General features: G+C 72.1%; 20 protein-coding genes and 1 tRNA gene. 8 read left to right on the top strand and 13 right to left on the bottom strand.

Annotation, left to right across the window (positions count from 1 at the left end; all coding sequences use genetic code 11):
- Positions 1 to 9: 9 nt before the first annotated feature.
- Both P8A18_RS30825 and P8A18_RS30820 read right to left on the bottom strand, forming a co-directional pair.
- On the bottom strand, positions 10 to 432 hold the full coding sequence (locus tag P8A18_RS30825) for a nuclear transport factor 2 family protein (RefSeq protein WP_306059875.1): 423 nt from the start codon (positions 430 to 432) through the stop codon (positions 10 to 12).
- Between the two features lie 36 nt (positions 433 to 468).
- Positions 469 to 1,209, bottom strand: coding sequence for a class I SAM-dependent methyltransferase (locus tag P8A18_RS30820; protein WP_306059873.1), 741 nt, complete (start codon positions 1,207 to 1,209; stop codon positions 469 to 471).
- 205 nt (positions 1,210 to 1,414) lie between these two features.
- Between P8A18_RS30820 and P8A18_RS30815 the strand changes: the two genes are divergently transcribed.
- Both P8A18_RS30815 and fusA read left to right on the top strand, forming a co-directional pair.
- Positions 1,415 to 2,326 carry a DUF2510 domain-containing protein gene (locus P8A18_RS30815; RefSeq protein WP_306059871.1) on the top strand — a complete coding sequence of 304 codons (912 nt, stop codon included), beginning with the start codon at positions 1,415 to 1,417 and terminating at the stop codon, positions 2,324 to 2,326.
- A gap of 817 nt (positions 2,327 to 3,143) precedes the next feature.
- On the top strand, positions 3,144 to 5,234 hold the full coding sequence (gene fusA, locus P8A18_RS30810; RefSeq protein WP_306059868.1) for an elongation factor G: 2,091 nt from the start codon (positions 3,144 to 3,146) through the stop codon (positions 5,232 to 5,234).
- 42 nt (positions 5,235 to 5,276) lie between these two features.
- Here fusA and P8A18_RS30805 read toward each other — a convergent pair whose 3' ends face one another.
- Both P8A18_RS30805 and P8A18_RS30800 read right to left on the bottom strand, forming a co-directional pair.
- Positions 5,277 to 6,722, bottom strand: a complete 1,446-nt coding sequence (locus P8A18_RS30805; protein WP_306059866.1) for a glyceraldehyde-3-phosphate dehydrogenase — start codon at positions 6,720 to 6,722, stop codon at positions 5,277 to 5,279.
- Positions 6,723 to 6,803: 81 nt separating this feature from the next.
- A complete protein-coding gene (locus P8A18_RS30800) occupies positions 6,804 to 7,811 on the bottom strand; it encodes a Gfo/Idh/MocA family protein (RefSeq protein WP_306059864.1) in 1,008 nt (335 codons plus the stop codon).
- A gap of 179 nt (positions 7,812 to 7,990) precedes the next feature.
- Here P8A18_RS30800 and P8A18_RS30795 point away from each other — a divergent pair, with 179 nt between their 5' ends.
- A complete protein-coding gene (locus tag P8A18_RS30795; RefSeq protein ID WP_306061252.1) occupies positions 7,991 to 8,734 on the top strand; it encodes a GntR family transcriptional regulator in 744 nt (247 codons plus the stop codon).
- 134 nt (positions 8,735 to 8,868) lie between these two features.
- Complete coding sequence (locus P8A18_RS30790) at positions 8,869 to 10,584, top strand: RICIN domain-containing protein (RefSeq protein ID WP_306059862.1); 1,716 nt, start codon at positions 8,869 to 8,871, stop codon at positions 10,582 to 10,584.
- A 54-nt stretch (positions 10,585 to 10,638) separates the two neighbouring features.
- On the opposite strand, the gene P8A18_RS30785 is transcribed toward P8A18_RS30790, so the two are convergent.
- The 4 genes from P8A18_RS30785 to P8A18_RS30770 all read right to left on the bottom strand — a co-directional run bounded on the left by P8A18_RS30785 (position 10,639) and on the right by P8A18_RS30770 (position 15,769).
- The gene (locus P8A18_RS30785; RefSeq protein ID WP_306059860.1) at positions 10,639 to 12,462 is read right to left on the bottom strand and encodes a glycoside hydrolase family 2 protein; all 1,824 of its coding nucleotides are present in this window, start codon (positions 12,460 to 12,462) and stop codon (positions 10,639 to 10,641) included.
- A 70-nt stretch (positions 12,463 to 12,532) separates the two neighbouring features.
- On the bottom strand, positions 12,533 to 13,432 hold the full coding sequence (locus P8A18_RS30780; RefSeq protein WP_306059858.1) for a carbohydrate ABC transporter permease: 900 nt from the start codon (positions 13,430 to 13,432) through the stop codon (positions 12,533 to 12,535).
- A gap of 2 nt (positions 13,433 to 13,434) precedes the next feature.
- Positions 13,435 to 14,373, bottom strand: coding sequence for a carbohydrate ABC transporter permease (locus P8A18_RS30775; RefSeq protein ID WP_306059856.1), 939 nt, complete (start codon positions 14,371 to 14,373; stop codon positions 13,435 to 13,437).
- Between the two features lie 22 nt (positions 14,374 to 14,395).
- Entirely contained in the window at positions 14,396 to 15,769 is a 1,374-nt protein-coding gene (locus P8A18_RS30770) for an extracellular solute-binding protein (protein ID WP_306059854.1), read from the bottom strand.
- Positions 15,770 to 16,033: 264 nt separating this feature from the next.
- Between P8A18_RS30770 and P8A18_RS30765 the strand changes: the two genes are divergently transcribed.
- Positions 16,034 to 17,092: a LacI family DNA-binding transcriptional regulator gene (locus P8A18_RS30765; RefSeq protein ID WP_306059852.1), complete on the top strand. Its 1,059-nt coding sequence runs from the start codon at positions 16,034 to 16,036 to the stop codon at positions 17,090 to 17,092.
- Between the two features lie 99 nt (positions 17,093 to 17,191).
- Here P8A18_RS30765 and P8A18_RS30760 read toward each other — a convergent pair.
- Positions 17,192 to 17,265: transfer RNA gene (locus tag P8A18_RS30760), tRNA-Pro, on the bottom strand.
- 127 nt (positions 17,266 to 17,392) lie between these two features.
- Between P8A18_RS30760 and P8A18_RS30755 the strand changes: the two genes are divergently transcribed.
- Positions 17,393 to 18,094: a thiamine pyrophosphate-binding protein gene (locus P8A18_RS30755; protein ID WP_306059850.1), complete on the top strand. Its 702-nt coding sequence runs from the start codon at positions 17,393 to 17,395 to the stop codon at positions 18,092 to 18,094.
- A gap of 42 nt (positions 18,095 to 18,136) precedes the next feature.
- The gene (locus P8A18_RS30750; RefSeq protein ID WP_306059848.1) at positions 18,137 to 19,039 is read left to right on the top strand and encodes a transketolase family protein; all 903 of its coding nucleotides are present in this window, start codon (positions 18,137 to 18,139) and stop codon (positions 19,037 to 19,039) included.
- A 19-nt stretch (positions 19,040 to 19,058) separates the two neighbouring features.
- Here the strand turns inward: P8A18_RS30750 and P8A18_RS30745 are convergent, their stop codons facing one another.
- The gene (locus P8A18_RS30745) at positions 19,059 to 20,006 is read right to left on the bottom strand and encodes an NAD-dependent epimerase/dehydratase family protein (protein WP_306059846.1); all 948 of its coding nucleotides are present in this window, start codon (positions 20,004 to 20,006) and stop codon (positions 19,059 to 19,061) included.
- 130 nt (positions 20,007 to 20,136) lie between these two features.
- On the opposite strand from P8A18_RS30745, the gene P8A18_RS30740 reads away from it, so the two are divergent.
- Positions 20,137 to 20,856, top strand: coding sequence for a TetR/AcrR family transcriptional regulator (locus tag P8A18_RS30740; RefSeq protein WP_306059844.1), 720 nt, complete (start codon positions 20,137 to 20,139; stop codon positions 20,854 to 20,856).
- Positions 20,857 to 20,931: 75 nt separating this feature from the next.
- Here the strand turns inward: P8A18_RS30740 and P8A18_RS30735 are convergent, their stop codons facing one another.
- Genes P8A18_RS30735 through P8A18_RS30725 form a run of 3 tightly spaced genes read right to left on the bottom strand, consistent with a single transcriptional unit; the run spans position 20,932 to position 26,257 of the window.
- The gene (locus P8A18_RS30735) at positions 20,932 to 23,124 is read right to left on the bottom strand and encodes a right-handed parallel beta-helix repeat-containing protein (RefSeq protein WP_306059842.1); all 2,193 of its coding nucleotides are present in this window, start codon (positions 23,122 to 23,124) and stop codon (positions 20,932 to 20,934) included.
- On the bottom strand, positions 23,121 to 24,587 hold the full coding sequence (locus tag P8A18_RS30730) for a M1 family metallopeptidase (RefSeq protein WP_306059840.1): 1,467 nt from the start codon (positions 24,585 to 24,587) through the stop codon (positions 23,121 to 23,123). Before P8A18_RS30730 ends, P8A18_RS30735 begins: the two co-directional genes overlap by 4 nt.
- The gene (locus tag P8A18_RS30725) at positions 24,584 to 26,257 is read right to left on the bottom strand and encodes an extracellular solute-binding protein (protein WP_306059838.1); all 1,674 of its coding nucleotides are present in this window, start codon (positions 26,255 to 26,257) and stop codon (positions 24,584 to 24,586) included. Before P8A18_RS30725 ends, P8A18_RS30730 begins: the two co-directional genes overlap by 4 nt.
- Between the last annotated feature and the right edge of the window lie 23 nt (positions 26,258 to 26,280).

Here is a 26,280-nt window from a genome sequence, read left to right as displayed (position 1 = left end):
CCCGTGAGCCTAATCAGGGCTGCTCGGGCTGTCCGCCGGATATTCCCCGGCCTGCTCCGGCTCACCGGCCGGGGTGCCCTGATGGAAGTACATGCGCCAGCGCCCGCCGGTCCGCCGCCAGAGCGAACTGCGCCGGAACAGGCGGCCGTCGCGCTCGCTGACGTACGTCAGGTGGACCAGGCCGGGGGCGAGCAGCGTGCCGGACATCGCGGTGGCGACGCTCGGGCCGGTGTCGTCCTCGCCGGCGGCCGAGGTGACCGTCAGAATGGAAGTGCGGTCGTAGCGGCGGCCGGAGGCGCCGAATTCGGTGAACTCCGGGTCCAGGAGCGCGCGCACCGCTTCGGGTGATGCCCGCACCGCTGGTTCGAGCAGCCGTAGCTCGCCCCGCATCGCGGCGCGTACGGCCTGCTCCTCCTCGTCGCTTCGCCTCATGCGCCCGACTGTACGGGCTGCCCCGCGGCCGCGGTGTCAGGCCAGGACCAGCAGGTCCATCCAGCTCACGGCCGGCCGGTCCGGCTCCTGCTCCGCGGCCGTGCGCAGCCGCCGCATGCCGCGCTCGAACTCGGCGTCGCCCAGGCCCCGGAGTTTCGCGTCGGTGTCCCGCCTGATCCGGTCGGCGAACGCGGCGAGGCTCGGGGCGCTCTCCTGCGGCACCGCGTGCAGCGCCACGCGGGCGAAGCCGGCCCCGGCGAACGCTTCGCAGGTCTGCTCGACGGTCGGACAGCCGTCGACGATGCGCTCGGCTCCGGGGAAGAAGCGGACCCGCAGGTCACGTGCGCACCGGCCGGGGAAGGAGTTACGGATGAGCACCGGGGCGCCCGGCTTCAGGGCTCTGCGCAACTCCCGTGCGGCGGCGGGCAGATCGCCGATGTGGTGGACGACCGAGCCCAGCCAGGCCGCGTCCGCACAGCGGTCCGGCACCGGCAGGGCCTCGGCCCGTCCGTCCAGCGGTTCGATCGTCGCGGTGCGGGGGATCAGCGCGCGCATGGCGGCCGCGGGTTCCACGGCGAGTACGCGCACACCGAACCAGTCGGCGAACGCCGAGGAGAAGGCGCCGGTACCCGCGCCGACGTCCAGCAGGGTCGCGCCCGGCGCGAGGTCCACCTCGGCCGCGACGGCCGCCCGCCAGGCGGTGAGCCCGTCGCGCGGGATCTCCCGGGCGAGGCGGTAGTCCTCGGCGAAACGGTGGTCGGGAGCGGTCGCTTCCACGGGGCTCTCCCTCCAGCCGCGATCGGGCGGGCGACGGGCGGGCGGCCCCGTCGCGCCTCGTCGGCGGATGTTAGCGAGCACCCCTCCAGTTGTCTAGACCAAGCGGGGCTCGAAATGGCACCTCGCCTGCTTCGGGCCGGATCATCCCAGGGATCGGCGCACCCAGTTCATAGGATTCTCAGGCAACCCGGATACGGTGTCCGGCGTGACCCAGACGAGCCCGCCCGGCTGGCATCCAGACCCCGGGTATTCAGGATTTGGCCCCCGCCAGGAGCGTTGGTGGGACGGCACCCAGTGGACCGACCATCTGCGCGTGCCACCGGCGTCCGTACGCAGCCGCCGGCTACGCGTCGGCGCCGGCATCACCGCCGCCGTGGTGGTGCTCGCCGCCATCGGGGGCGGTGTCTATCTGCTGACGGACGACTCGGGCGGCAAGAGCGACACCACGGCCTCCGCGCCTTCCGACTCCCCCTCCCCCTCCCCCGACCGGCAGCGCGGCGGTCCCGGCGGCGGGAACGGCGAGGACGGTGACAGCGGCGGGAGCGGCGGCGGGCGCGAGACGCCGGAGCAGCCGCAGACCGAGGACGGCTTCGCGACGGACCTGGCCAGCGGCATCAGCATCCCCGTCCCCGACGGCTGGGAGGGCGAGTCGGGCATGGGCGCCGGGGTGACCACCGGTTCGTACGCCTGCCCCGGTGACACCGACAAGAAGTGCGTGCGCGGCGGGGTGTTCTCCGCCCCGGCCGAGGCGCTCGAACTGACCACCAAGACCGCGAAGGCCACCGCCGAGAAGGACATCGAGGACAACGCCGAACAGTCCTACGGCGGGAAGATCTACGGCGGCATCACCTCGCACCAGCAGTTGAAGTCCGAGGCGGTCACGGTGGCCGGCCAGCAGGGCTACCGGGTGCGGTGGAAGGTGGTGACGAAGAACGGCGACGACGGCTACGTCGAGTCGCTCGCCTTCCCCTCGCCGCTGTCCAAGGACATGCTGGTCATCGTCCGCTCGGGGTTCGACATCAACACCAAGGCCCCGGAACTGTCCGTCCTGGACGACATCACCAAGGGCATCAAGGCGGCGTCGGGTGCGGGCTCGGACCCCGGCACCACCGCCTGACCCCGCGAAGGCCGGACCGTACGTCCCGGGTTGCTGAGTACCCGGGCCGTACGGTCTGAGTACGTCGTGCGGTCCCGCGCCACGGTCTGAGTACGTCAGCCGATCCCGGGGCGGGCCACGGGCGCTGAAATGGGGTCATGGCTCCCGACGCACAGCGCCCGCGCATGCGGCACGTCACCAGTGCCGGCACCACCCTGGCCCTCACACTCGCCCCGCTGGTGGTCGGCGTCCTGCTGGCGCGCACGATGGCCCTGGACCCGCACTCGCCGGTGAACGCCCTGATCACGCGGGGCGGCCGGGGCGCGGGTGTGTCGCCGGCCGAGTGGCGCGGCTGCGGCCGGAGCGCGATCCGCCGGTGCCGGGGCGCGTGGAAGCCCCTCACCCGGCGCCCGGTGCGGTACGGAACGGTCCCCGAACCGCTGCGGGACGGTGACGGTGCCGCCCCCGGCCGAAAAACCGGTTCCCCCGTGCGTACCCCACTCCCTAGACTCGCCGCACATCGCGCGCCGGCCCTCCGCCGCCGCGCCCGCCGTGACCGTTGAGGGGAGACCGCCGTGCGCCACCGCACCGCCGCCGTCGTCCCCCCGTCGCGGTTCGAGGTGATCCTGGTGTCCTACGGCGCCCGGAGCCGGCTGCGCGGCCGGCCCCGGACCCCGTGATGAACGCCCGGGTCCCGCACCTCTTCTGACACCCCGTCGCTCATCCCCCGTTGTGGCGGGGCGGCGGGCCCACAGACCGGACCCGCCCCCTCAGGGGGCACCGCTTCGTCCGGGCATCGCGCCGTCTTCTTCCGGATCATCCCGAAAGGCCACCGGCCGTGCGTACCGAACAGCACCGTCCTCTCGAATCCGCGCTCGACACCGTCCGCAACCTGGGCATCCTCGCCCACGTCGACGCGGGCAAGACCACCGTCACCGAGCGCATCCTCTACACCACCGGCACCACCCACAAGCGCGGCGAGGTCCACGACGGTACGACCATCACGGACTTCGACTCGCAGGAACGCGACCGGGGCATCACCATCTTCGCCGCGGCCGTCAGCTGCTCCTGGGCCGGTCACCGCGTCAACCTCATCGACACTCCGGGGCACGTCGACTTCGCCGACGAGGTCGAACGCGCGCTGAGGGTGCTCGACGGGGCGATCGCGGTGTTCGACGCGGTCGCCGGGGTGGAGCCGCAGAGCGAGTCGGTGTGGCGCCAGGCCGACCGGCACGCGGTCCCGCGCATCGCCTTCGTCAACAAGCTCGACCGGGCGGGCGCCGACCTCGACACCGCGGTCGCCTCGATCCGGGAGCGGCTGCACACGGTCCCGCTCGTGGTCCAGCTGCCCATCGGCCGGGAGGACGGCTTCCGCGGAGTCGTGGACCTGCTGCGCATGCGCGCCCTGGTGTGGGCCGACGGCGGTGACACGTACGAGGAGACCGATGTGCCCGTCGAACTGCGGGAGGAGGCCGGCCGGCGCCGGCGGCTGCTGGAGGAGGCGGTGGCGGAGCTGCACCCGGCCGCTCTGGAGGAGTTCTGCGCGGGGTCCGGCCTTGCGGAGCGGACGCTGGCCGGGGCGCTGCGGGATCTGACGCGGACCGGTGAGGGGGTCGTGGTGCTGTGCGGTTCGGCGTACCGCAACCGGGGCGTGGAGCCTTTGCTGGAGGCGGTCGTGGCGTATCTGCCCTCCCCCGCTGACGTGCCGCCGGTACGGGGTACGTGGGGCGGGACGGAGCAGGAGCGGGCCGCCGATCCGGCGGAGCCGTTCGCCGCGCTGGCGTTCAAGGTGAACGCGACCGCGACGGGCCGGCTGACGTATCTGCGCGTGTACTCGGGGACGGTCGGGAAGGGGGAAACGGTGCTGGACGCCGGCACGGGGCGCGGCGAACGCGTCGGCCGCATCCTGCGGGTCCAGGCGGACCGGCACGTCGATGTGGACTCGGCGGTGGCCGGGGACATCGTCGCGGTCATCGGCCCAAGGACCGTCCGCCCGGGTGCCACCCTGTGCGCGCCCGGTGCCCCGCTGGTCCTCGAACCGCCCACGGTGGCCGACCCGGTCGTGTCCGTGGCGGTGGAGGCGCGGCGGAGCACGGACACGCAGCGGCTGATGGCGGCCCTGGTGCGGCTGGCCGACGAGGACCCGTCGCTCGCCGTGCGGACGGACCCGGAGACCGGCCAGACCCTTCTTTCCGGCATGGGCGAGCTGCATCTGGAGGTGGCCACGGAGAAGGTCCGCCGCGACCACGGCCTCGATGTGCGGGTCGGCCGGCCGCGGGTCGCCCACCGCGAGACGCTCGTGCGCGGGGTCACCGGGCTGGTCTACCGGCATGTCAAACAGGACGGCGGGGCCGGGCAGTTCGCGCACATCGTCATCGACGTCGAACCGCTGGAGCCGACCGGCGGGGAGGGCGGCGAGGGTGAGGCGGAGTTCGCGTTCCGTTCGGTGGTCGTCGGCGGCCGGGTGCCGCAGGAGTACGTGCGGGCGGTCGAGGCAGGCTGCCGGGACGCCCTGGTGGAGGGTCCGCTCGGCGGGCATCCGGTGACCGGGGTGCGGGTGACGCTGACCGATGGCGCCACCCACTCCAAGGACTCCTCGGAGATGGCGTTCCGTACGGCAGGGAGGTTCGCGCTCCGGGAGGCGCTGCGCGCCAGTGCGATGGTGCTGCTCGAACCGGTGGCCGAGGTCACGGTCACCGTGCCCGACGACGCCGTCGGCGGGGTGCTCGGTGACCTGGCCGCCCGGCGCGGCCGGGTGTCCGGGTCCACCGCGCGGGCCGGCGCCGCGGTGATCACCGCGACCGTGCCGCTGGCCGAGCTGTTCGGTTACGCGACCCGGCTGCGCGGCCGGACGCGGGGCCGGGGGACGTTCACCACCCGGGCGACGGGGTACGCCCCCGTGCCCGCGGCGGTCTCCGGCACCGCCTAGAGGCAGGTCCCGCCCGCGGGAGCGGGCGGGACCTGCCGTCCGTCAGGCGACGGGCACCGGGTAGGTCGGGTACTCGACCCCGGAGACGTACTGCACGACCCGGATGACCTGGCAGGAGTAGCCGAACTCGTTGTCGTACCAGAGGTAGAGGATCGCGTTGTCGCCGTCGACCTGGGTGGGGCCCGCGTCGACGATGGAGGCGTGGCGTGAGCCGATGAAGTCGCTCGACACCGCGTCGGGAGCGGTGGTGAAGTCGATCTGCCGCTTGAGCGGGGAGGTCAGCGACACGTCGCGGAGGTAGTCGAGCACCTCGGCGCGGTTGGTCTCGCGGCCGAGCTTCAGGCTGAGGATCGCGATGGAGACGTCCGGTACGGGGACCCGGATCGAGCTGCCCGTGATCGTCGCTTCCAGGTCGGGCAGCGCCTTGGCGACGGCGGAGGCGGCGCCCGTCTCGGTGATGACCATGTTGAGCGGCGCGGAGCGGCCCCGGCGGTCGGAGCCGTGGTAATTGTCCAGCAGGTTCTGGTCGTTGGTGAACGAGTGGATGGTCTCCACGTGGCCGCGCAGCACGCCGTACTCGTCCGCCATCGCCTTCAGCGGCGGCACGATCGCGTTGGTCGTGCAGGAGGCGCAGGAGATGATCTGCTCGTCCGGCTTGATCGTCTCGTGGTTGACGCCGTGGACGACGTTGAGGACGTCGCCCTTGCCCGGCGCGGTCAGGACGACCTTGGCGATGCCCGGCCGCAGGTGGTTCGAAAGCCCCTCGCGGTCACGCCACTTGCCGGTGTTGTCGATGAGGATCGCGTCGTTGACGCCGTAGGCCGTGTAGTCCACCGACGTCGGGTCGTCGGAGTAGATGACCTGGATCTCGTTGCCGTTGGCGATGATCCGGCTGTTGGCCTCGTCCACGGTGATCGTGCCCTGGAACTGGCCGTGGATGGAGTCGCGGCGCAGCAGCGAGGCGCGCTTGACGATGTCCTGGCCCGCACCCTTGCGGACGACGATGGCGCGCAGCCGCAGGCCGTTGCCGGACCCGGCCTTCTCGATGAGCAGCCGGGCGAGGAGGCGGCCGATGCGGCCGAATCCGTAGAGGACGACATCGCGCGGCTCGCGGCGCTCGACCCTGTCGGCTCCGGTGGCGCCGGCGACGGCCTCGGCGGTGAACTCCGCTGCGCTGAGGCCGCGGTCGTCCGCCTTGTACGTCGCGGCGAGCATGCCGATGTCGATCTGGGAGGGGCCGAGGTCCAGCGTGGTCAGGGCCCGCAGGAAGGGCAGAGTCTCGGTGACCGAGAGCTCGGCGCCGTCGATCTGCCGGGCGAATCGGTGGGTCTTGAGGATGCTCACCACCGACTTGTTCACCAGGGAGCGGCTGTGCAGGAGGACGGTGACGTCCCGCTCCCGGTGCAGCTTCCCGATGATCGGGATCATCGACTCCGCGATTTCCTCGCGGTTCTTCCAGTTGGTGAACGCGTCGTCATTGACAGTCACAGGTTTATCTTTCGAGCTAGGGGGCGCTCATATGGTAACCAGACCTTGTTTTGATCATCGAACCGGCCTCGCCTCCCGCCCTCACCCCGCTTCGGGCCCCGCCTCCTCGACCCGCACCGGCCGTCCGGTACGCCGGGAGCGGTCGGCGGCCTCGGCGACCAGCAGCGCGGCCAGGGCGTCGGCCCCGGTGCACGGGCTGGGCCGCAGACCGGCGGCCACCTCGGTGAACGCGGTCAGTTCGGCGACGTACGCGGCACGGAAGCGGCTGAGGAAACCGTCGTGCCGGGCGGGGCCCGGCGGGGGTCCGCCCGCCGTGGTCCGCAGCGGGGTGCGGGCGTCGAAGCCGGTGGCCAGGGTGCCCAGGGAGCCGGCGACCTCCATGCGCACGTCGTAGCCGGCGCCGTTGTAGCGGGTGGCGGTGCAGCTGACCAGGGTCCCGTCGTCCAGGGTGAGGACGGCGACGGCGGTGTCCACGTCGTCCGCCGCGGCGAAGGAGGCGTCGCCCCGGTTGGCACCGGTGGCACTGACCTCGACGACCTCCCGGCCGGTCACCCAGCGCACGATGTCGAAGTCGTGCACGGCGCAGTCCCGGAAGATCCCGCCGGACAGCCGCAGGTAGCCGGCGGACGGCGGGGCGGGGTCGGCGGTACAGGCCCGCACGATGTGCAGCCGGCCCAGTTCCCCGGCGGCGACGGCGTCCCGCAGGGCGGCGTATCCGGCATCGAAGCGGCGCTGGAATCCGACCTGGAGCGGTACGCCGCAGGCGGCGAGGTCCGTCAGCAGGACGCGGGTCCCGGCGAGGGTGGCGGCGATCGGCTTCTCGCAGAAGACGGGCACCCCGGCGGCAGCGGCGGCGCGCACGAGGTCGGCGTGGGCGGCGGTGGGGGCGGCGATCACGACACCGTCGAGGCCCGAGGCGAGCATCGCGTCGAGGTCCCCGGCATGCTCGGCGCCGAGTTTTCCGGCCAGTTCGCGGGCCTGCTGCTCGACGGCGTCATGGAGGACGAGGCGGTCGACGGCCGGCAGCGCGGTCAGGGCCTCGGCATGGAACGCGCCGATGCGGCCGGTTCCGATGAGTCCGATGCGCATGCGTGAGTGCCTCCGGTTCGGGGAAGGGGCCGGGTGGGCTGCCGCCCCTGACGTGCATCGTCTTTGTATCCTCGCCGCACACGTAGAGTCAAGATTTTGTACTGACATATATACGTACAGAGCTTGAGTCGAACATGCGGCATACTGAGCGGGTGGCACAACCTTCCGAGGAGTCCGGCATGGAGCCGATCACCAGGCTGATCAGCATCGACCGAAGCAGCCCGGTGCCGCTGTACTTCCAGTTCGCGCAGCAGCTCCAACGCCTCATCGAGGACGGCACGCTGGCGCCGGGCGCCCGCCTGGAGAACGAGATCTCCCTCGCGGACCGGTTCGGCCTCTCCCGCCCGACGATGCGTCAGGCCATGCAGCACCTCGTGGACAAGGGGCTGCTGGCCCGCAAGCGCGGCGTGGGCACCCAGGTCGTCAACAGCCGGGTGCGCCGGCCGGTCGAGCTGACCAGCCTCTTCGAGGACCTGCGGCGCGAGAACCGCCGGCCGCGCAGCGAGGTCCTCTCCCTGCGGACCGCCCCCGCCGCCGGCCGGGTGGCCGCGGCCCTCCGGGTCGAACCCGGGACGGACACCGTGGCGCTGCGCAGGCTGCGGTACGCGGACGACGAGCCGATCGCGCTCATGGAGAACCACCTGCCGGCGAATCTGCTGGACCTCACCGAGGAGGACCTGGCCGAGCACGGGCTCTACGCCCTGTTCCGGCAGGCCGGCATCGCGCTGCGCTCCGCCGAGCAGACCATCGGGGCGCGCAGGGCCACGGCGGCGGAGTCCCGTCTGCTGACGGAGTCGCGCGGCGGCACTCTGCTCACCATGGAGCGCACGGCCCTGGACGACAGGGGCCGGCCGGTGGAATTCGGCTCCCACCTCTACCGGGCGTCCCGGTACTCCTTCGAGATGACGCTGACCGCTTCCTGAGCGGGGCTCGGGCACCGGACCCGCGCGGGACAGTGGAGCCCGCACGCCTGTTTACATCGATGTACATGCGGCTCTACTGTTTCGCCGTCAGCAGCGGCAACCCCCACGCCTCCGTGCCCCGAGGAAGGAAGCCTGTGCTCTCCTTGCGCCGACCACCCCGCCCCGCACCCCACCTCTCCCCCACGACGACGGGCCGGCTCACCCGCTGGACGGCACGTGCCGTGGCGCCCGTCCTGGCCGCGCTGCTGGGCCTGTCGCTCACACCGGCCTCCGCCGCGCCCGTGCCCGCGTCCCCCGCCACGACCGCCGCCCTCGTCCAGGCCAACGGCACTCCCCTGGGCAGCGGGACCGGCCTCTACCCCCGGGCCATCCGGCTCGAACACAGCGGCGCCGCCAACGGCCGGGTACTCGCGAGCGTCGTGACCTTCGACGGCGGCAACGGCGTCGGCGCCGTCCACGAGAGCACCGACGCCGGAGCCACCTTCCAGCGGGTGGGCAGCGTCACCGACCCGGAGTCGGCCGGCGGGCAGGGCCTGTGCTGCTCCACCCTGTTCGAACTGCCCCGGCAGGTGGGCGCCCTGCCGCCCGGCACGCTTCTGTGGGCGGCCTCCTCCGGGCAGGACGAGCCGGACCGGCGGATGGCCCTGCGCGTCTGGCGCAGCGACGACGTGGGCCGCACCTGGTCCTACCTCTCCACCTGCGCCACGGCGAACGGAACGGGCGGGCTGTGGGAGCCGGAGTTCTCGGTGGCCGCCGACGGGGCGCTCGTCTGCCACTACGCCGACGAGACCGACCCGGCGCACAACCAGAAGCTGGCCGCCGCCCGCAGCTACGACGGAGTCACCTGGCAGGACCGGCGCGACACGGTCGCCAGTGGCTGGGAGCCGGACCGGCCGGGCATGCCCATGGTGCGCCGGCTGCCGAACGGCACGTACGTCATGAGCTACGAGATCTGCAATCCGGGCGGCCAGTACCAGTGCGTCGTGCACTACCGGACCTCCCCGGACGGCTGGGACTGGGGCGATCCCGCCTCCCTCGGGTTCCGTCCGGAGACCGTGGACGGCAAGTACTTCCGCGCCGCGCCCACCCTCGCCTGGGCCCCCGCACCGGCCGGCGGACCGAACGGCCGGCTCCTGTTGACCGGCCAGCAGCTCCTCAACCGCGACGGCACGCCCGCCGCCGACAGCGGGCGCACGATCCTGGCCAACACCGAGAACGGCACCGGGCCCTGGTACGAGATCGAGGCCCCGGTGCGGGTCGGGGCCCCGACCGCGACCTACTGCCCGAACTACAGCTCCCCGCTCCTGCCGTCTGCGGACGGCCGGACCGTCCTGGAGATCGCGACGGACTGGGACGGCGATGTGTGCCGCCCGTACGTGGCCACGGGACCGGTCACCGGCAGCGGTGACGCGGCCGGTGTCGTGGACGCGGCGCGCTACCGGCTGGTGAACGCCAACAGCGGCCACTGCCTGGACGTGGCGGCCGACTCGCGGGACGCGGGCGGCAACGTACAGCAGTGGACCTGCAACGGCCTCGGTCCGCAGGAGTGGACACTGCGGGCGCGCGGCGGCGGGGACTTCACGCTCACCGGAGTCAACAGCGGCTACTGCGTGGATGTGGAGAACGGCTCCGCCGCCCCCGGCGCCAACGTCCGGCAGTGGTACTGCAACGCCCAGCCGGCCCAGGACTGGCGGCTGGAGAACGCGGGGCGGGGCTACTACCGCGTGGTGGTGGAGTCCTCGGGGCAGTGCCTGGACGTCTCCGAGGGCTCCCGTACCGCGGGCGCCAACGTCCAGCAGTGGACCTGCAACGGCCAACAGCCGCAGCTCTGGCAGCTCGAACGGGTCTGACGCACCACACGGGTGCCCGCCCCGGCAGGGACGGGCACCCGGCGGCCCTCCCCCTCAGCCGGCGTCCGGTTCCTCGATCGCGGCGGGCCGCAGCTGAGCCTCCCGGATACGGGCGATGTCCAGCTTGGTGCCCCGGTCGAAGCGGTAGACGCCGTTCTGCTCCTGGAAGACGTCGGTGAGCTGGGTGTAGCAGTAGCCGAACATGTCCGGGTCCTGGAGCAGCGCACCGGTCAGACCGGCGAAGCGCTCATGGAACTCGTCCTCGGTGCGCACCCGGTCGCCGTACCCCCAGGAGACCGTACGGTCGCTGCCGGACTGCTCGGCGGCGGCCTCCGGGTTCCACCAGATCCCGCCGAACTCGCTGACGAAGTAGGGCTGTCCCCGGTACGGCTGGGAGTAGGCGGCGCCGCTCTCGTGGGCGTTGACGAAGGGCTCCCCGCCGGCGAGGCCGGAGACCAGCTGCCGGAAGGCCGCCGGGTCCTGCTCGTAGGAGTGGGAGTCGTAGATGTCGGTCTCCAGGACCCGGTGGGAGTAGCCGGAGGCGTCGATCACCGGCCGGGAGGTGTCCATGGCCTTGGTGGCGAGGAACATCGCCCGGGTCACGTCGTCGAGCCGGGTGATCCGGTCGTGGAGCTTCTGGTACGTCTCGTTCAGCGGGCACCAGCCGATGACCGAGGGGTGGGAGTAGTCGCGTTCCACGGCTTCGAGCCACTGGGCGACGAAGGAGGCGTCGGGCCGCTGGTTGTCGCCGGAGGACCCCCCGACCTCGCAGCCCCAGTCGCCGAACTCGCCCCAGACCAGGTAGCCGAGGCGGTCGGCGTGGTAGAGGAAGCGCTCCTCGAACACCTTCTGGTGCAGCCGGGCCCCGTTGAAGCCGGCCTCCATGGCCAGTTCGATGTCACGGACCAGGGCCTCGTCGGTGGGGGCGGTCATCAGGCCGTCCCGGTACCAGCCCTGGTCGAGGACGAGGCGCTGGAAGCGGGGGCGGCCGTTGAGGAGCACCGCCCTGCCCCGGATGGCGACGGCGCGCAGGCCCGCGTAGCTCTCGACGGTGTCGGCCACCTGGCCGTCCGCGTCGAGGAGTTCGAGCCGCAGCCCGTACAGGAACGGGTCCTCGGGGCTCCACTCGCGGCGCCGGTCCTGCGGGAGGGACAGGTGCAGGCGGGGCGCGAGGTCGAGGTCGGCGCGGCCCACGGCGCGGCAGACCTCGCCCGCCTCGTCGCTGAGGACGGCGCGCACGCGCTGGCCCGCCCGGCCGGCGGACAGGGGCAGTTCGAGGGAGAAGGCGCCGCCGGCCAGATCCGGGGTGACGCGGGGGCGGCGCAGATGGGTCTCGGGGACCGGCTCGGCCCAGACGGTCTGCCAGATGCCGGTCGTACGGGTGTAGTTGCAGTCGTGGTTGGCGTACTGGACGGCCTGTTTGCCGCGGGCCTGCGGTCCGGACTTCGGGTCACGGGCCCGTACGGTGATCTCCACCTCGCGGCCGGCCGGGGCGAGGTCGCCGAGGTCGGCGGTGAAGGGGGTGAAGCCGCCCCGGTGGCGTACGACTTCGGTGCCGTCCACCCAGACGGTGGTGTCGTGGTCGACGGCGCCGAAGTGCAGCAGCACCCGGCGGCCGGCCCACTCGGCGGGCGGGGTGAACCGGCGCCGGTACCAGACGGCTTCCAGGAAGTCGGTGTCGCCGACGCCGGACAGTTCGGACTCCGGGGCGAAGGGTACGAGGATCTCGCCGGTCAGGTCGCGGCCGAGCAGACCCCGTTCGAGGCCGCTGTCCCCCTGGTCGGTCTCGAACTGCCAGGTCCCGTTGAGGTTGAGCCAGTCGCGGCGCACGAACTGCGGCCGCGGGTACTCCGGACGGGGGACGGAGGGGGTGTGCACAGGTACTCCAGTGGATCGTGGTGGCGGCCGGCCGGGAGGCCGGCGCCGGGACAGGAACGGGCCGGTGGGGTCAGCCGCCGCCGAGGCCGGTGGTGGCCACGGAGTTGACGATGCGCCGCTGGAAGAGGAGGAACATCACGATCAGCGGGAGCGCGGCCAGCAGGGCGGACGCCATGGACTGGGCGTACTGGATGCCGTAGGCGTCCTTGACGGTGGCGAGGCCGACCGGGAGCGTCATGAGGTCCGGGTCGTTGGTGACGACGAAGGGCCACATGAAGTTGTTCCACGCCCCGATGAAGACGAAGATCGCGACGGCGGCGACGATCGGGCGGGACAGCGGGAGCACGATCGAGCGGAAGACCCGCAGTTCGGAGGCGCCGTCGATACGGGCGGCGTCCTCCAGTTCGCGGGGTATCCCGTCGAAGAAGCGCTTCAGGATGAAGACCATCATCGGGGCCACCACCTGCGGCAGGATGACCGCCGCGTAGGTGTCGACCAGGTGGAACATCGTCATCTGCTCGAAGAGCGGCACGATCAGCAGCTGCGGCGGGACCATGATCGCGGCGACGGTGACGGCGAGGAGGGCGCGGCGCCCGCGGAAGGTGCCGCGCGAGAACCCGTACGCGGCGAGCGTCGAGACGGCCGTGGTCAGCACGGTGACCAGGACGGCTATGAGCACACTGTTGAAGGCCCAGGTGGGGACGTTCCCGCGGTCCAGGATCTGCCGGTAGGCGGAGAGCGTGAAGGCGCCCTTGAACGGCGACAGGCCCGACTTCATCACGTCCTGCTCGCTCTGCAGCGAGGTGGCGACCGCCCACAGGAAGGGCAGCAGCCAGGCGACGGCGAGGACGCTCAGCGCGGTCCCGGCGAGGACCCGGGGCAGCCGGCCGTGGCCGAGCAGCAGGGGCGATCCGGACTCCTCGCGGCGTGGCCGGCGCGGCCGGCGCACGGGGGTGGAGATGGCGGACACGGTCAGCCCTCCTGACGGAAGAGGCGGAGTTGCATGACGGAGACGACGATGACGATGGCGAAGAAGATGTAGCTGACCGCCGAGGCGTAGCCCAGCCGGTATCCGGTGAACCCGACGTCGTAGACGTACTCCAGGATCGGGCGGGTGGAACCGTTGGGGCCGCCCTTGGTGAGGATGTAGATCTGGTCGAACACCTTGAGCGAGGCGAGCACTTGGAGCATGGCGACCAGGACGGTGGTGTGGCGCAGCTGCGGCAGGGTGACGGACCACAGCCGCCGCCAGGCGCCCGCGCCGTCGAGCGCGGCGGCCTCGTCGTAGGTGACGGGCAGGGATTGCAGGGCAGCGAGGTAGAGCAGGAAGTTGAAGCCGACCGTCCACCAGACGGTGAGGGCGGCGACGGACCACATCGCCACCGATTCGTCGGAGAGCCAGCCGACGGGCTCCATGCCCAGCGAGGTCAGCAGCTGGTTGCCGAGGCCGATGTCGGGCTGGTAGAGCCACGTCCAGATGAGCGTGACCACCGTGACCGGCAGCAGGTACGGGGCGAAGTAGGCCAGCCGCCAGACCCATTGGCCGGCGAGTCCGCTGTGTACCAGCAGCGCCATGGCCAGGGCGACCAGGACGAGGGGTACGCAGGAGATGACGGTGAAGAAGACGGTGTTGCCGAGGCTGCTCCAGACGTCCGGGTCGCCGAACGCCTCGGTGTAGTTGGCGAAGCCGACGAACTCGGTGTCGCGCAGGCTGAGGGAGGCGTCGGTGAGGCTCATCCAGAGGCCCTGGACGACGGGCCAGACCAGGAAGAGCGCGAAGAGGACCAGGAAGGGCAGGACGAACAGCCCGCCGCCCCGGGTCAGGGAGCGGCGGCGCCGGGGCGCGGCCGGTGTGGTGGAGGGGGGCTGCTGCGGGGGCGCCGCGGTTCCGGCGGGCGCGGTGGTGGACACGATGCGGCTCCTTCGGCTGTCGTCAGGCGACCGGGTTGGGCCGGCGCAGCAGGGTGTCCGCCTCACGGACCATCTGCCGTACCGCCTTCTCGGCAGAGGTGTTGCCCAGCAGCGCCGACTGGAGCGGCTGGCACATGCGGTTCTGGAAGTTGCCGCCGGCTCCGGCGAACCAGTTCGGCGGGTCGAGTACGGCGATCTCGCCCGCGGCCGCGTAGGACGACTGGGGGTCGAGCTTCGCGTACTCGGGGCCGGCCTGGACCGGCAGGTAGGCCGGGATGTGGCCCGCGCTCGCCCAGGTCAGGCTCTGTTTGACGATCTCGGCGATGTAGCGGTGGGCCTCGCGGCGCCGGGCGAGGTCGGGGTGGTCCTGGTGCGGCAGCACGAAGCTGTGCGAGTCGGCGTAGACGGCCGGCCGCTCGAAGACCTGCGGGAAGGGGGCCGCGCCCAGGTGCTCGATGCCGGACTTCCGGAACGTCGGCAGCTCCCACTCCCCTGCCATGATCATGCCGCCGCGGCCGTCCATGAAGGCGGCCATCGCCCCGTTGTAGTCGAGGTTGTTGGGGTTGGTGCGGCCGTCGAAGAGCTGCTTCATGAAGGTCACGACCTTCACGGCGGCGTCGATGTCGATCTTCGGCGGGCCGCCGTCGGGCAGGGTGAAGGAGGCGCCGGTCTGGGCGTACAGGGCGGCGAACTGGCGCCAGCTCTGGGCGGTGTCGGTGACGTGTCCGAACAGGACGCCGGACTTGCCGGTGACCTCGGCGAGCTTCTTCCCGGCATCCAGGAACGCTTCGGGTGAGCCCATCGGTGCCAGGTGGCCCGACGGGTCGAGCAGGCCGGCCTCGTCGGCGGCGTCCTTGTCGTAGAAGACGATGAAGGGGTGCACGTCCAGCGGGATCGCGTAGACCGTGTCCCGGTGCTGGGCGCGCTTCCACACAGCGGGGGCGAAGTCCTTCTCGCCCACGCCGAATTCGGCGAGGAGGTCCAGGTCGAGCGGGTCGAGCAGACCGCCGGGGGCGTATCCGGCCAGCCGTGACAGATGCAGCACGGCGACGTCCGAGGCCCGGCCGCCGGCCGCCGACATGGCGAGTTTCGTGTAGTACGACGGGCCCCAGTCCAGGATCGTCCGGTCCACGTCGAATCCTTCGGCACCCCGCGAGACGGCCGCGATCATCTCGTCCATCAGCATGCCGTCGCCGCCCTGGAAGAGGTCCCAGACCTTCAGCGCGGAGGCCTCGCCCGCGCGGGCCGGCGAGGCGCAGCCGGTCAGCGGGCCCGCCGCGAGCAGCGCGGCGGCTGAGGCCGTCCCGTAACGCAGCAGCCCGCGGCGGCCGATGCCGGGCGGCCGGTCCGGGTCCCAGGCGCCGGGCAGCCCGCGGGCGGGAGGTGCAGAGTTCATCACTGACCCTTCGACGGCCGGACGACGTGCCCGGCCGACGGCAGGCGCCATCGGCGCGGCAGCCGTCGGCCGCCCGCGCACATCGGGGTGTTCCGCGCCGGTCTCCCGATGCGGTGACCCTGTTTTTACATCGATGTACATTGGCTGTAAAGAGCTGCGTCATCTCCTGTGCGGATGGGTGCCCGTCCGCACATCCCGGCGGCCCCCGGCCTGCCGGAGGGCACCACATAGACTCGGCGCGGACCGGATGCGGGAGGGTTGCGGGTGGCACGACCGAGGATCAAGGACGTCGCACGGCATGCGGGGGTGTCGGAGAAGACGGTCTCCAATGTGCTCAACGACTACGTGCACGTGTCCGACCGGACGCGGCGGGTGGTGCAGGAGGCCATCGACCACCTCGGCTACCGGATCAACCTCGCCGGCCGGCACCTGCGCAGCGGACGGACCGGAATCATCGCCCTGGTGGTGCCGGAACTCGACGTCCCGTACTTCGCCGAGCTGGCCCGCCATGTCGTCCGGGAGGCCGAAAAGCGCTCCCTGACCGTGCTGATCCACCAGTCCGGCGGCGACCGGGAACGGGAGCGGGCGGCGCTGGCCGGCTTCGGCTCGGACTTCGTGGACGGCGTCATCCTCAGCCCGCTCGCCCTCGCGCCGGAGGACCTGCGCGCACACACCGGACCTCCGCCGACCGTCCTGCTCGGCGAGCTGCTCAACGAGGGCGCGGACCATGTGGCGATCGACAACGAACGCGCGGCCCGCGAGGCCACCGAGCACCTGCTCGCCCTGGGCCGCCGGCACATCCTCACCGTCGGTGGCCGGGACGACGGCCACGTCGGCACCGCCCAGGCCCGCACCCGCGGCTTCCGCCTCGCACTGGCCGGGGCGGGCGTCGCGTACGACCCGGCGGCCCTGCTGCCGGTGGCGGCGTTCCACATGAGCGACGGGGCCGAGGCGGTGCGCCGGGTGCTGGCCGAAGGGGTCCGGCCGGACGCCCTGCTCTGCCTCAACGACCAGCTGGCGCTCGGCGCGTTGCGCGCGCTGCACGGTTACGGGGCGCGGGTGCCCGAGGACGTTGCGGTGATCGGCTTCGACGATGTGGAGGGCGGCCGCTTCAGCGTGCCGTCCCTGAGCACGGTCGCCCCGGACAAGGAGGCGGTGGCCCGGGTCGCGGTGGACCTGCTCCTGCGCCGCATCGACGAGGCAACCCGCCCGGACGACGCCGTCCCGCCCTCCGCCGTGTGCCCGCAGGACCGTGTCGTGGCGCACCGGCTCGTACTGCGGGAGAGCACGGAGGGGGAGGCGGGGGGCGGCGGGGTGTGGTGAGCGCGGGGGCCGCCTGCGTGGCCCCCTGCCGGGAGGCGAACGAGAAGGGCCGGTTTCGGATTGCTCCGAAACCGGCCCCTGATCTACGACTGTCTCCAGTCGGGACGACAGGATTTGAACCTGCGACCCCTTGACCCCCAGTCAAGTGCGCTACCAAGCTGCGCCACGTCCCGATGCCCGTCTGACCTGGGGATTCCCCCTGGCTGAACGCGCAAGAGAACAATACCGCACTTCATCGGGTGGTCACGAACCCCTTTGGGCGCTTGACCTCGACCTAGGTTGATGTTCAACGCTTTCAGCATGACACGGACGACTGCAGCGCCGGGGCCCGCCTACCGCGATCTGCCCCGGCTGATGAGCCTGATGACCGGCGACGAGAAGCACGGGCCCGCCGCCACCTCGACCCTGGACGCCCTGTGGGTGCTGTACGACCGGGTGCTGCGGGTGACTCCGCGGACCGTGGACGATCCGGGGCGGGACCGCTTCCTGCTCTCCAAGGGGCACGGGCCGATGGCGTACTACGCGGTCCTCGCCGCGCGCGGATTCCTCGGCGAGGAGTTGCTGAGCGGCTTCGGGGCGTACGACTCGCCGCTCGGGCACCACCCCGACCGGATGCTCGTGCCGGGGGCCGAGATCGGCAGCGGGTCGCTGGGGCACGGGCTGCCGCTGGCCGTCGGCAGCGTGCTGGGGCTGCGCGCCCAGGGGCTGACCGGGCCGCGGGTGTGGGTGCTCACCGGGGACGCCGAGCTGGACGAGGGCAGCAATCACGAGGCCATCGCGTTCGCCGGACCGGCCGGGCTGGAGCAGCTGCACACCGTCGTGATCGACAACGCCTCGGCGTCGTACGGCCGCCCCGGGGGCATCGCCGAGCGGTTCGCGACGGCGGGCTGGTCGGTCGGTTCCGTGGACGGGCGGGACCACGAGGCGCTGTACGCGGCCTTCACCGCGCCGCATCCGGGGCGGCCCCGGGCCGTCGTCGCCCGCGTCGCCCCCAAGCAGTGAGCACGGCCACCAGTGGAAGACGAGAGGAAGAGGACGCCCCCCATGGACACCATGCGTGACCGTTTCATCGCCACCACCGCACGCCTGCTCGACGAGGACCCCCGGCTGGCGCTCGTACTGGCGGAGATCAGCCGGGACGGCTTCGCCCGGGCGGAGCGGGACCATCCGGACCGGGTCGTCAACGTCGGCATCCGGGAGCAGCTGCTCGTCGGGGCCGGGGCCGGTATGGCCCTCACCGGCATGCGGCCGATCGTGCACACCTTCGCGAGCTTCCTGGTGGAGCGGCCGTTCGAGCAGGTCAAGCTGGACTTCGGGCATCAGGGGGTCGGTGGCGTACTGGTGAGCGCGGGCGCCTCGTACGACTGGCCGGCCGGCGGGTTCACACACATGGCGCCGGGGGACGTGGCGCTCATGGACACGCTGGACGGCTGGACGGTGCACGTGCCGGGCCACCCCGACGAGGCCGAGACCCTGCTGCGGGAGGCCGCCGCAGGGGAGGGGCGGGTGTACGTGCGGCTCTCGTTGCAGTCGAACCGGTCGGCGCGTCCGGTCGGCGGGGCCGGCGGGTTCAGCACGGTGCGCGAGGGTACGGGCGGTGTGGTCGTCGCCGTCGGGCCGATGTTCGACAACGTCCTGGCCGCCACCCAGGGGCTCGATGTCACCGTGCTGTACGCGACGACGGTGCGCCCGTTCGACGGGGAGGGCCTGCGCCGGGCGGTGGGCGGCCGGCCGGCCGGTGAGGTGGTGATCGTCGAGCCCTACCTGGCGGGCACGTCCACGGCGGCCGCCAACGACGCGCTGGCGGCGCTCCCCCACCGGATCCTGGGGCTCGGCGTGGCCCGCGAGGAGCTGCGCAGGTACGGGACGATGGACGAGCACCTCGCGGCCCACGGCCTGGACCCGCACGGACTCCGCGAGCGGATCGGCGGGTTCCTGGGCCGTTAGGGCGGAGCACCCGCCGGGCTCAGCGCGCGGCGAGCAGTTCTCCGTACCAGGCGAGTGTGGCGTCGATGGTGGCCGGCATCGGGTTCGGGACGAGGCCGTACGCCTTCTCGATGGCCGAGGAGTCGACGATCTGCGCCTCCGTGTGCTGGTAGAACATCTCGGCGTACTCCGCCATGAACACCTCGTCGAACGGGCCGAACGGGCGCGGCTCCGCGACGACGGTGAGGTCCAGGGGGCGGCCGACGCGCTCCGCCACCAGGTCCAGGATCCGGCGGGTGGTGAGCGCGGGCGCCGTGGGCAGGTGCCAGACGCGGCCGTCCCCGTCCGGGTTCTCGCCGAGCGTCGCGAGGCCGGCCGCCACGTCGCCGATGTACGTGTAGCTGTGCGGCAGGTCGATGTCGCCGAGCGCCGGGACCTCTCCCCCGGTGAGCGCTGCCGGGAAGACCGCCCCGCCGAGGGTGGAGTTGAGGACGCCGGGGCCGACGAAGTCGGCGGACCGGCCCAGCACGACGCGCAGCCGGCCCTCTTCGTGGGCGGCGAGGTAGCCGGCGTCCAGCTCCGCGCGCATGCGGCCCTTGCGGCTGGTCGCGTTCCACGGGGTGTCCTCGGTCATCACCGCGCCGTGCGTCTCGCCGTACGGGTAGAGCGTGTCGAGCACGACGAGGCGGGCGCCGGCTGCCTCGGCCGCCGTGAGGACGGCCCGCTGGATACGCGGCATGACCTCGACCTGGAGGTGATAGCCGACGTTCACGCAGTGGTAGGCGACCGCCGCCCCGTCGAGCGCGGCGCGCGCTCCCTCGGTGGTCGACACGTCGGCGGCGAACCGCTGGACGCCGGCCGGGGTGTCGCCGTCGCCGGACCGGTCCACCAGTCGGACCTGGTGGCCCCGGCGGATCAGCTCCGCGGCGAGCGCGGTGCCGGCGGGGCCGGCGCCGAGGACTGTGTGGAGATCACGTGCTGCGGTCATGAGGACTCCCGTGACTTCTGGTGACTGCTCATCGCTTTCGTTATTGACCATAACTCTTGCGATAGCTCGTCGCAATAGCTCTTGTTAGACTCCGTAACTGAAGTGAGCTTGCCTAGCGAGAGGGCCGGGAATGGCGGAGACGCAGCAGGGGCCGCGGGCCCGGTACCGGGAGCAGACCCGGGCGGAGATCAAGGAAGTGGCGCTGCGGCAGCTCGCCGACGGTGGCATGGCGGCGCTCGCGCTCACGCGGATCGCCAAGGAGATGGGCCTGTCGGGCCCCGCTCTCTACCGCTACTTCGCCAGCCGCGACGACCTGCTGAGCGCCCTGATCCGGGACGCGTACGACGACGCCGCCACGGCGATCGGCGCGGCGGCGGCCACCGCCGAGGACCGAGCCCCGCGTGAGCGGCTGCGTGTACTGGCCGGGGCCTACCGCGGCTGGGCGATCACCCAGCCGCACCGCTATCTGCTGATCCAGGGCTCTCCGGTGCCGGGGTATGTGGCCCCCGCCGACACCCTGGAGCGCGCCCGTGCCGTGCTCGGGCCCTTCCTGCCGGTGTTCGCGGGCGGTTCGCCCGGGGCGGGTGTGGCCTCGGTGGTGGACCGGATGGCGGCGTGGCTGGAGGCGGACGCCGGCGTGGGCGCCTGGGTGGCCGGGTACGCGCCGGACACCGCGGGCGACCCCGGGACGTCGGCCGCCGCACTGGCCGGCGCGCTGCTGGCGTGGGCTCAGTTGCACGGGGCGGTGGGCCTGGAGGTGGCGGGACAGTTCGCGGGCATGGGCCACGACGGTCAGACCCTGCTCGCGGCCCAGACCGGCATGCTGGCGGACGCCTTCGGCCTGGAGTGAGCCGTCCGCGACGCGCCTGCCGCGCCCGGTCGTCGGACCGGGCGCGGCAGGTGTACGGCTGCTGGGCGGCGGGTGTCAGGGGTGGACGAGCACCTGGGACAGCGCGACCCGGCCCGTGCCGGACGTCACGATCCTCACCGTGCGGGTCCGGCTGTCCAGGTTCACGACGGTGGGGCGCAGCGCCTTGCCGCTGACGTGGACGGTGGCGTCGTCGGTGACGATGTCGAAGTCGGCGGTGGTGGAGGAGGCGTCGTTCCAGACCTCGACCTGCCGGATGCGGCGTACGGCTCCGAGGTCCACCTGCCACCAGGCGCCGTCCTCGGAGAGGGTCGCGGTGTCGGTGTTGGTGTCGGCGTCCAGGGCGAGACCGGCCGCGGCCGTGCCGTCGGTGGAGGACTGGGTGGCCGTGCCCTTGCGGGCCAGGTCGGTGCGCAGTTGTTCGACCGGGCCGCCGTGCGCGCCGGCCCGGGCCGCGACGGCGAGGGCCGCCGCCGGGAGCCGGTCGAGACCGGTGTGGTTGCCCGTCATGACGGAGCCCGTCCCGCCGAGTTCGGGGGCGGCGGTGTCGGTCCAGTTGCCGCGCGCGGTGTTCTCGATGCCGTAGTCCGCCCAGTTGGAGACCCACTTGTAGCCGATGCGGGTGATGACGTTCTTCTCGACGGTGATGTGCGAGGACTGTTCGTCCAGGTAGATGCCGTTGCCGTCGCGCTCGGTGTTGCCGTACGCGGAGCGGTTGATGTAGTTGCCGCTCAGGACCGTGCCGGGCTGTGCGCCCTGGGTGTAGATGGCGCCGCCGTCGTGCTGCCGGCGCGCGACCTCCATGACGTCGGTGATGCGGTTGTCCGTCACCTTGTTGTCGCGGAGCACGGACTTCTGCGCCTCGGGCTGGTTCCAGCCCCAGCCGACGGAGATCGCGGAGTACGGGAGGTGGTCCAGGCTGTTGTGGTCGACGGTCAGCTCCGCCTCGTAACCGGCCCAGATGCCGACCGCGTCGGTGTACTCGACGCCGGTGCGGCTGATGGTGTTGTACGCGACGGTGTTGCGCTCCCCGGCGAGCGGGGCTTCGGGCATCGGCTCGGTGTCACCGACGTACACCGCGCCCGAGGAGAGGTCGGTGAACGTCGAGCGGGTCAGCGCGCTGTCCTTCGTGCCGGCTTCCAGGATCGCTCCGGCGCCGCCGAGGTGGGTGAACCGGCCGGTGTCGATGGTCACCCGCCGGCCGCCGCGTACGGTGACCGCGGCGGCGGGCTTGGTGTAGTAGCGGCCCGCGTGGTCGACGGGGCCGGTGGCTCCGGTCAGGGTGAGACCGGCCTGCATGCCCGCGTAGCCCTCGTCGGTGTCGGGCTGCCGGTAGGCCGCGTAGGCGAAGCCGATGGAGCTGACGGTGATGTCGTGACCGCCGTCGATGACGAGCAGCTGTTCGGTGTGCGGGGTCACGGCGCGCGCGTGGCGCATGTTCTCGCCCCGGCGCGGCAGGTAGGTGACGGTGCGGCCGGCCGAGTCCCAGACGAACTCACCGGGCTGGTCGAGGAGTTCGGGCGCGTTCTCGAAGAAGGCGACGCCGCTGTAGCGGGTGGAGTCGACGGCCGTGGAGTCCCACGCGGGGCCGGTGCGGTCGGTGCCGCTCGCGGAGTTGGTCCAGCAGGGCTGGGCGAAGGTGAGGGTGTCGCCGCTGACGTCCGCGATCCGGCAGTGGTAGTTGCGCCACCGGACGCGGATGACGGCTTCGGCGTCGGTGGGTCGCTGCCAGTGGTCGATGCCGGTCGCGGTGGCGCCGGTCATGCCGGTGGCGGTGGCGTCGCAGGTGCTCGCGGGGCAGGCGTCGCCACGGGCGCGGGTCGCGCGCCGGCCGTCGACGAAGAGCTGGCGCGGGGTGGTGCCGGCGGGGACGGCCGCGCTCCAGGTGCCGTCGGTGTTCTTCCGCCAGCCGGTGATGTCCTGGCCGCCGGAGAGGACGGGGTGGGCGCCGGGGGCCGCGGCCCAGGTGGTGCCGGAGTCCGCGGCGCCGAGCTTCAGGGGCGCGTCGAGCCGGTAGGTGCCGTCCTTCAGGAGTACGCGGACGGCCCGCCGGGTCTCGGTGCGGGCCAGGTCGCGGGCGCCCTCGGGGGTGCAGGGGCGGGCGGCGGTGCAGGAGGTGCCCCGGCCGTCGGGGGCGGCGTACAGGGTGCGGGCCCCGGGGGCGGCCCCGGCGGCGGGGGCGGCGAGAAGGGCGGCCAGGAAGACCGCGGTGGCGGCGGTGGCGCGTACGACGTTCGGGGGGCGGTTCACGCGGTGGCCTTCCAGTCGGGGTGGCCGGGCATGGGCGGGTTCACGGCCCCGAAGAGCCAGTCGCGCAGGAACCCGTCGAGTGACATGTCACGTGTGACATGCACGGTGTGACGGATGAAGGCCTCGGTGGTGTAGGTGGAGTCCTTGTAGCGCTTCACCCACTCGCGCATGACCTTGTCGAAGGCGCGCCCGCCGATCCGCAGGTTCAGGGCGTACAGGACGAGGGCGCCGCCGTCGTAGATGTTGGTGCCGCCGAGCGCGTCCGGCCGTCCGGGCGGGCCGTCGGCGGCGCGGACGGCGTCGAGCTTCTCGTAGGTGGCCTTCATCTTGTCGGCGAGTACGGACCAGCCGCGCTCCTCGCCGTACAGTCCCGCGTAGTACACGGCGGGGCCTTCGTTGAGCCAGGCCTGCTGCCAGTCGTGCGGGGTGACGGAGTCGCCGAACCACTGGTGGACGAGTTCGTGGACCATGGTGGTCTCGTAGCCGGGCTGCCCCTGGGCGTTGGGCTTGAACCAGCTGGTGGCGAAGAGCGAGAGGGTCTGGTTCTCCAGGGCGTCGGTGTAGCCGTCGTAGATGTGCAGCCCGTACACGGAGAACGGGTAGCGGCCGAACTTCGCCTCCAGCCAGGCCAGATGGTCGGCGGTGCGGGCGACGACCGGGGCGTAGGTGTCCTCCTGGCCCTGCGGGACGATGTGGCGCAGGGGCAGGCCGCGGTGGCTGCTGCCGTACAGGTAGGTGCCCTTGACGACGGCGATGCCGATGAGTTCGGTGGCCATGCGCTCGCGGAGGGCGAAGTGCCAGACGGTGGAGCCGTCGGCGCGCGGGGTGCGGTGGGTGAGTTCGCCGTTGGCGGTGGCGACGAAGCCCTTGGGGGCGCTGATGTGGAAGGTCCACGTCGCCTTGTCGGACGGGGTGTCGTTGCAGGGCAGGAAGGTGTCGGCGCGGGAGGACTGGGCGGCCGAAGCGAAGCCGCCGTCGCTGCCGAAGTTCCAGCCGGTGAGACCGAGCCGGGGCGCCTTGCCGTTGCCCCGGTAGCGGATCTCGACCGTGAACGCCTGGTGGTCGCGGAGGGGACGGGCGGGGGTGACCGTCAGCTCCTGGCCGCTCTGGCCGGACGTCAGTTCCCAGCGGGCGGGGCGGCCGGCGACGGTGACGGAGTCGATGGTGTGGCCGTCGGTGTCGAGGTTGAAGGCGGAGAGGTCCTGGGTGGCCTTCGCGCTGATCTTCACGGTTCCGGTGAAGTCGTACGTCACCGGGGTGAAGTCAAAGGTCAGGTCGTAGTGGGTGACCTGGTAGCCGCCGTTGCCGAGCGTGGGGAACAGGGGGTCGCCGACTCCGTCGGAGCCGGGCTCCGGGGCGAATGGGTGCGGCCGTGCCAGGGCCGGGGTGCCGAGGGCGGGTACGGCGGCCGCTGCCGCCACGGTGGCACCGCCGAGTGCGAGGACCGAGCGTCTTGTCGTCACTTCTTCCCCTTCTGGAAGGCTTCCTCGAACTCACCGCGAGCCTTCTCGCCGCCCTTGGCCAGGTAGTCCTTGACCAGCTGGTCGTAGGCGGACATGGGCTTGCGGCCGGAGATGATGTCCTTGAGGGCGTCGCCCTTGAGCGTGCCGAGGCTGCCCGAGCCCTTGGAGTCCCAGGTGGGCGAGGAGTACTGGAGCGTCGGGTCCGCCACCATCATCGGGATCATCCTGGTGAACGTGTCGTGCACGTGGCGCACGCCCTGCTCGGAGTCGGCGCTGAAGATCGCCGGCACCGCGGACGCGGCGAACTTCCAGGGCACCGTGACGTCCTGGGTGCCCTGCTTGGTCAGGGCCGGGTTGCCCTGGGCGTCACGGGTGAAGTCCCGTCCTTCGACGCCGTAGTTGATGAGGGTGTACTCCAGACTGCCGAACGGCGAGGCCGCGAAGTCGGCGAAGGCCAGGATCTCCTTGACGCGGTCCCCGGACGCCTTGCTGATGTGGGTGTTCTGGAGCGCGACGTTGTCCATCCAGGCGACGGCGTCCCTGCCGACCGGGACGAAGGGGCGCGGGTCGTACTTCTTGTCGATCGCCTTCATCGCGGCGATGTAGCCGACGCCCGGCGCCAAATACGTGGGCATCCCGTCGTACACGTAGGCGCCCTTGCCGTTCTTGAACATGTCCGTGTACTGGGCCTTCTGCGCCCCGGACATCTGGAGGGTGCCCGGGTAGTAGCAGCCGGCCTTGTACAGCAGGCGGGCCGTCTCCACCGCCTTGCGGTACTCGGGCGTCTCCAGGTCGGCGGTGAACTTGCCGGTCTTCTCGTCCAGCCGCCAGAAACTGGGCGCGCCCGCCGACATCGCGAGCATGGTGGTGGCGCCCGCGATGATCGCGTACTGGTCCTTCTTGGGGCGGGTCAGCTCCTTGCACACCTCGACGAAGCGGTCGAGGTCGGTGATCTGGTCCAGGCTGGTGACACCGACCTCCTCGAAGAGGTCGTGGCGGTAGACCCCGGCGCCGCCGGTTCCGGTGCGGGCGATGGGGATGCCGTAGAGCTTGCCGCCGAAGATCGCGCCCTGCCAGGCGCCCTTGGGGATCGCGGCGAGGTTGGGATAGTCCTTGATCGCGTCCCCGGCGAGGTGCGGGGTCAGGTCGGCGCACTTCGTCTGGAGGAAGGCGGACTTGTTGTCGACACCGCCGCTCTCCGGGTACATGAAGAGGTCGGGCAGGCTGTCGCTGGCGACCATGGTGGAGAACTTGGTGCCGTAGTCGTCGGCGGGCACGGCCGTGATGTTCACCTGGCCGCCGAGGAGCTTCTCGATCTCCCGCCAGGCGGCGTTCTTGCCGCGCGAGGGCGGCGGCGGTGAGAACGTCTCCATCGTGGCGCTGATCGGCTTCGCGCCCTTGAGCGGGGTGTTCTTCGTGGCCCGCAGCGGCTTGGCCGGGTAGCTGAAGAAGCCCTGCGGGACGCCGGCGGCGGTGCCTTCGAGGTCGGGGTTGAGCCCGATGTTGCGGATGGCGCTGTTCGGGAGCAGGGACGCGCTCTTGGCCTCTGCCTTCGCGGTCGTGCCGCCGTCGCCGCAGGCGGCGAGCAGCGGGGCGGCGGCGAGTGAGAGGCCGACGCCGGCGCCCAGGCGGAAGAGCGCTCTGCGGTTGATGGGGGTGGGGCTCGGCACCTGGATCTCCTTGGAAGAGGGAA

The sequence above is a fragment of the Streptomyces sp. Mut1 genome (assembly GCF_030719295.1).
GTDB lineage: Bacteria > Actinomycetota > Actinomycetes > Streptomycetales > Streptomycetaceae > Streptomyces > Streptomyces castrisilvae.
The sequence above is the reverse complement of the archived record's forward strand: the minus strand, read 5'-3'. Positions and strand labels throughout refer to the sequence as shown.